We start from the raw sequence: 6,000 nt of genomic DNA, 5'->3' as shown, positions 1-6,000 counted from the left end.
TTAAGGTCTTTCAGATGACTTCAGTTTTAGTTAACGACTTTAGTCGTCGACATTTATGTCAAAATCCACCTGCTTTAGCAGGTGGTCGTTTAAGTAAAACGCAGAAAAAGAAAACCGCTGAAATATTATCAACATCAAACTATTAATCTACATTCTGGGGAGGGGAAAACCTTTGGAAAAGTATATTCTATCACTAGACCAAGGTACTACAAGTTCAAGAGCCATTTTATTTAATAAAAAAGGTGAAATTGTCCACACAGCACAAAAAGAATTCACTCAGTATTTTCCAAAGCCAGGCTGGGTAGAGCATAACGCTAACGAAATCTGGGGATCCATTCTTGCGGTTATTGCCTCTTGTTTATCAGAATCGGGTGTAAAGCCTGAACAAGTTGCAGGAATCGGCATTACAAATCAACGGGAGACTGCTGTAGTTTGGGATAAAAATACAGCTAATCCGATTTATAATGCAATTGTTTGGCAATCAAGACAAACAGCAGATATTTGCGAGGAATTGAAGAAAGCGGGTCATAACGACACATTTAGAGACAAAACGGGTCTTTTGATTGATGCTTATTTTTCTGGTACGAAAGTGAAATGGATTCTTGACAATGTCGAAGGAGCCCGCGAAAAAGCTGAAAACGGTGATTTGTTATTTGGGACAATTGATACATGGCTTATTTGGAAGCTTTCCGGCGGGAAAGCCCATGTAACGGATTATACGAATGCATCCAGGACTCTTATGTACAATATCTATGAGCTGAAATGGGATCAGGAACTATTAGACATTTTAGAAGTACCTGAGAGCATGCTGCCAGAGGTCCGTCCGTCCTCTGACATTTATGGGCATACAATTGATTATCATTTCTTTGGGAATGAAATTCCGATTGCTGGTAGCGCAGGCGATCAGCAGGCAGCTTTATTTGGGCAGGCATGCTATGAGGAAGGAATGGCGAAAAACACCTATGGTACAGGTTGTTTTATGCTTATGAATACAGGTGAAAAAGCGATCAAATCCGACCATGGGCTTCTGACAACTTTAGCATGGGGAGTGAATGGGAAAGTAGAGTATGCTTTAGAGGGAAGTATTTTTGTAGCAGGCTCTGCGATTCAATGGTTACGTGACGGGATGCGGATGTTTGCTAATGCAAAAGAAAGTGAAGAATATGCAGCACGTGTAGATTCAACCGACGGAGTTTACGTTGTTCCTGCGTTTGTCGGTTTAGGTGCTCCATATTGGGATAGTGAGGTGCGTGGTGCTGTCTTTGGATTGACTCGCGGTACTTCCAAAGAACAATTTATCAGAGCTACATTAGAATCACTTGCCTATCAAACAAAGGATGTGCTTGATGCAATGGAAGCAGACTCAGGCATTTCTTTAAAAACATTAAGAGTAGATGGCGGAGCTGTTAAAAACAATTTCCTTATGGAGTTCCAGAGCAACATTTTAGGTGTACCTGTAGAAAGGCCTGAAATTAATGAAACAACTGCTCTCGGTGCAGCCTATTTAGCCGGGCTTGCAGTAGGATTTTGGAAAAGCAAAGAAGAAATTGCCACCCAATGGAAGCTGAATAATCAGTTTGAACCAACGATGGAAAAGAGCGAAAGCAAAAAATTATACGAGGGCTGGCAAAAAGCAGTTAAGGCAGCTATGGCTTTTAAATAGGCTGTTTTCGTAGATCTTTCTGTAAATAGGATGTTTTAATACAAATCGATCACATATTAAAGTGCCTCAATTTCTCAAACTATGACATCATAGGTAAAGGAATGGGGCATTATTTTTATAATAAGCGGTTAAATCAACTATAGAGCTCAACAATATTAAATTATCAAAGAACAAATAAAAGAGTACCCCATGGTATCAGTTATTATGTTAACTAAAATATCGGCTACTTTTACTATACAAGGAGGTTTCAAAATGAAGAAACAGATACTTGCGATTTTAGGGGACTATTATCACGAGGAAGGGATAATCGCACAAGCACTTCATCATGCTGTTCAAGAATTAAAAGCCGAAGGAATTCACATTGATGTTGAGTATATTCTGGCTGATCAGCTAGTTGAGAGACTTCAAGATCGGCCTGATGCCGTTATCCTATCTAAAGCAAATAAACTTAATCCTACAGAAAATCATATAATTAATTGGATGGACGAGCATGTTGAAAGGGAAATTTGCCAATATGTTAAAGGAGGTGGAGGTTGGTTTGGATGGCATTCAGGATTGTCTTCATACGAGTTTCTAGATGACTATTATTCTATGGTTCGAGGAAAGTTTGACTTTCATCCACCTGAACAACGAATTGTTTCCTATATACCCACTGATCATACTAAGGTTATATCGACAATTGATCGATTTGAGATTGTCGATGAGCATTATTTTGTTACATGTGATGAACAAAACACAAATGTTTTTCTCCAAGCAATTTCAAATGCCGGCAGTTCAATTGCAGGCTGGAATCATGAATATGGGAAGGGGCGTGTCATTTGTCTAACACCATCACATACCAAGGAAGGTTTATTACATAGAGGAATGATCGATTTATTTTCCCAATCACTTAAATGGTGCCTCCGAATAACATGGTGAATAGATTCTAAGTATAGAGATAAGCCAAAGAAGCCCATATCTAAAGATTGGACTTCTTTATAACTATTTTAAAATATATTAAGTTAAGTTAATTTCAAAATCATCCTAGTATCCGACAGTTTTAAGACATATTCTTCAATTCTTCAGTTAATTGTAGAAATGCTTCTTTGTTTCGATCTTGTAATGACTGGTCAATCTCTTTTCGGATTTGCTCTTTTCGGAAATCACGAAGGGCTTTGTTTAACACCATTTCAGCTAATTTAGAATCCATGATGTCTACTTCAGGTTGGGGGCGTGAATTAATCAAATTCCTTTCCATAGGAAATCAACTCCTTGACCTTTTTTTAATTATACTAAGGGTTTTCTGACTATTCAAATATTTTGCTTGAGGAAATTGATCCAAAGAAGTAAGTATTTAACAGATTCATGTTATAATAAATTTCAAAATTTACAGAAAAGTGTTTATGGTGAGACAAATTGTTAAAGAAAATTTTGAAATAGTGTTTCCTTTACTTTTTATGTTAGATGACGTTTTAGTACCTTTCCACATGAAATCGCATAAAAAATGGACATGAAGGAGTGGAAATATGTTAAGCATACTTATCGTCGATGATGAATATCTTGTCCGGTTAGGATTAAAAACAACGATAGACTGGAAGTTATTAGGATTAAAGCTTATCGGCGAAGCGGATGACGGTACAACAGGCTTAGAATTAGCAATGCAAAATCCCCCTGACATCATCATTACAGACGTTCGAATGCCATTTATGGATGGTACCGAATTTATGAGGAGATTGAGAGAAAATCAAATTGATTCTAAAATTGTAGTTTTAAGCGGGTATGATGATTTTTCTTATGCGAAAAGTGCGATAGATAACGGGGCCTCTGCCTATATTTTGAAACCAATTGAAAATGACAAATTAATAGAAGTGATATGTGAGATAACCGACCAGATACATAAAGAACGATTTTCACAGCAAATGTTAAAAGAAAGATTAATTGCTGACTTACTTAAAGCATTAAAAAAAGTCAGTTCATTGAAAACAACCCCGCGACGAGAGGTAGAAGTAGCGATCAAATATATAAAAGAGCATTATCACCAAGATGTAACAGTTGATACAATTGCCGAGGAAATACACATTAGCCAATATCATTTGATGAGAATTTTTAAGGTACACACCGGATTAACTATTCATGATTATATTACCGAATACAGAATAACAAAGGCAAAGGAATTGTTAAGAAATTATCACTACAAAATTTATGAAGTAAGTGGAAAAGTTGGTTACCGCGATCCCAGGTATTTTAGTCAAATATTTAAAAAAATGACCGGCACTACACCCAAACAATATATTAAGCAGTCCATGTATGAATAAGGAGATACCTGAGATGAATTTAAGGAGATTAAAAATCAAAAATAGAATATTCGTTGTCCTATTAGCGAGTCTACTGATTTCTTCCTCTATTGTCTTTCAAACTTCTAGATTCATCTCACAGTCTGTCATCGAAAAATATATGTATAACCGAGTCATCTTAAATCAAGAAAAACTAGATTCTGCCATGAATTTTCTTATCGATGAAGTAAATATGTTATCTGTCAGACTTTTAGTAAATGATAGAATTTATGAGTTACTGGAAGATAAACAGGTTTCCCAACTGATAAAAAAACAGCGTCTCAATGCAATATTGGATCAAATGTTAATTAATAGAGAGGTAGTTGAGGATATTAATATTATCACATTTGATGGAGAGGTATTCCAATTTAACAATGAAGGACAGGCCAACTCGCCGGATCCTTTTTTATTAAAAGAGATCCAACATTCAAATGTGCCAGTATGGGGAGGAATTAATAAAGACCAAAATGGAAATGCTGTCATTTTGCTCGGCAGGAAATTCAGGAACTTCTTCACTGGGCAGCAATTGGGCTATCTGGTTATAAATATTAATGAGAGAGCTTTATATCGGACATTTGAGAATACGGTAAAGGATTGGGGATACTCCTTTATATTGTCCGATGACCATGTCATATTATCACATCCCAATAAGGAAAAAGTAGGGGAGGTTGTACCTCAAAGTGAATGGAGTCATCATTTTATACATGATGGATTTAAAGAGACTCAATACAATGGTAAATCTGTCATTCTTGCCAATCATACGATACCTACCGATTTTAAGAAACAGGGAGAGCAATGGAAGATTGTGAGTGTCATTTCCGACGATCACTTATTTTATACTATTAACCAAATAAAACAATACGCTTTGATTATCCAATTCATTATTGTCATTCTTGCTATTGTTATTTCCTTTATTGCTTCTTTCAAAATTATCAAGCCATTAAAAAGGTTAAATAAAAAACTGAATAAGTTTGGGAAGGGACAATCAAATACGAGTTTAGCGGAATCGAATAGCCAGGATGAACTGTGGATGTTGGAAAATAGCTTCAATGATATGGTCATTCGCATCAACGATTTAATAGAACGGAATAATGAAGCAAAAGACCAACAGAGAAAAATGGAGTTAGTCGCATTACAGGCCCAAATCAATCCTCACTTCATTTATAATACCCTGGATGCGATAAGCTGGATTGCAAAAATACATAAACAACAGGATATTGAGAAAATGACACTGGCCCTGGCGACATTTTTTAGAATGAGCTTACACAAAGGGGATAAGTATATCTCTGTTCAAGAAGAAATTGAAATTGTAAAAAGCTATACTACCATTGAAAAAATGCGATTTCCAGATCGATTTACGATCCACTATAATATTTCTCCTGATATTGTAAAAGCAAAAATTATGAAAATTATTATTCAACCATTTGTCGAAAATGCAATTAAACACGGAATTGCTAAGAAAAAAGGGCCAGGGCATATCACCATTAACGGATATCGTACCAGCAATGATTTAAGATTTGAAATTATTGATACTGGCATAGGATTTGATAAGAAGATGCTTAATCAATCGGATTTCCATTCAAATTACAAAGGCGGCGGGTATGGAATGCGCAATGTTGATGAGAGAATTAAGCTTGAATACGGGGAAGGTTACGGAGTTCAAATCTCAAGCAAAATTGGTCATGGTACTAAAGTAATGATTACCGTGAAAATAATAGAGTAGATTTTTTGATCAAAATATTTAAGTTATTTAAAGTATGAACGGTTAAATAGTGTTATCGTTGTCCCTCCCAATCACCATGCCGCACGAGGGTCACAAACCAAGCCTCCCAAAAAGGAAAAAGCAGCCTTTTCGGGAGGCACGCCTTCGGCTGTTCAAGGCGTTTCCGGTTTTCTAATAAGATCAGAAAAGTTGATTAAAGTATTAACGTGTTAAAGAAGGTTATCATTGTCTAGCTCCGAGCGCAATCGGCCCTTAGGTCTCAGGGGCAATCCGTCAAGAAGGTTAAGAACAACCTTCTTGAC

At 36.4% G+C, this 6,000-nt stretch carries 5 protein-coding genes; 4 read left to right on the top strand and 1 reads right to left on the bottom strand.

The genetic code is table 11. The annotated features are described in order from the left end of the window. Positions 1-172 precede the first annotated feature (172 nt). Together glpK and IC621_RS18865 are read left to right on the top strand one after the other, a co-directional pair. A complete protein-coding gene (glpK, locus tag IC621_RS18870; protein WP_191160316.1) occupies positions 173-1,663 on the top strand; it encodes a glycerol kinase GlpK in 1,491 nt (496 codons plus the stop codon). Between the two features lie 252 nt (positions 1,664-1,915). Beyond that, positions 1,916-2,581 (top strand): ThuA domain-containing protein, encoded by a 666-nt coding sequence (locus IC621_RS18865; protein WP_191160314.1) that lies wholly within the window; start codon positions 1,916-1,918, stop codon positions 2,579-2,581. Between the two features lie 121 nt (positions 2,582-2,702). On the opposite strand, the gene IC621_RS18860 is transcribed toward IC621_RS18865, so the two are convergent. Next, positions 2,703-2,900 carry an IDEAL domain-containing protein gene (locus IC621_RS18860; RefSeq protein ID WP_191160312.1) on the bottom strand — a complete coding sequence of 66 codons (198 nt, stop codon included), beginning with the start codon at positions 2,898-2,900 and terminating at the stop codon, positions 2,703-2,705. Between the two features lie 268 nt (positions 2,901-3,168). On the opposite strand from IC621_RS18860, the gene IC621_RS18855 reads away from it, so the two are divergent. Together IC621_RS18855 and IC621_RS18850 are read left to right on the top strand one after the other, a co-directional pair. Further along, positions 3,169-3,957: a response regulator transcription factor gene (locus tag IC621_RS18855; RefSeq protein ID WP_191160310.1), complete on the top strand. Its 789-nt coding sequence runs from the start codon at positions 3,169-3,171 to the stop codon at positions 3,955-3,957. Positions 3,958-3,970: 13 nt separating this feature from the next. Then, positions 3,971-5,698: a cache domain-containing sensor histidine kinase gene (locus tag IC621_RS18850; RefSeq protein ID WP_191160308.1), complete on the top strand. Its 1,728-nt coding sequence runs from the start codon at positions 3,971-3,973 to the stop codon at positions 5,696-5,698. Positions 5,699-6,000 lie beyond the last annotated feature (302 nt).

The sequence above is a fragment of the Metabacillus arenae genome (assembly GCF_014773385.1).
Classification (GTDB): domain Bacteria; phylum Bacillota; class Bacilli; order Bacillales; family Bacillaceae; genus Metabacillus_D; species Metabacillus_D arenae.
This window is presented reverse-complemented; position numbering and strand designations above follow the sequence as displayed.

What these genes read in the sequence shown, in the direction of transcription:
- IC621_RS18855 (WP_191160310.1), top strand. Translation starts at nt 3,169, where the DNA reads ATGTTAAGCATACTTATCGTCGATGATGAATATCTTGTCCGGTTAGGA.
- IC621_RS18850 (WP_191160308.1), top strand. Translation starts at nt 3,971, where the DNA reads ATGAATTTAAGGAGATTAAAAATCAAAAATAGAATATTCGTTGTCCTA.
- IC621_RS18860 (WP_191160312.1), bottom strand. Translation starts at nt 2,900, where the DNA reads ATGGAAAGGAATTTGATTAATTCACGCCCCCAACCTGAAGTAGACATC.
- IC621_RS18865 (WP_191160314.1), top strand. Translation starts at nt 1,916, where the DNA reads ATGAAGAAACAGATACTTGCGATTTTAGGGGACTATTATCACGAGGAA.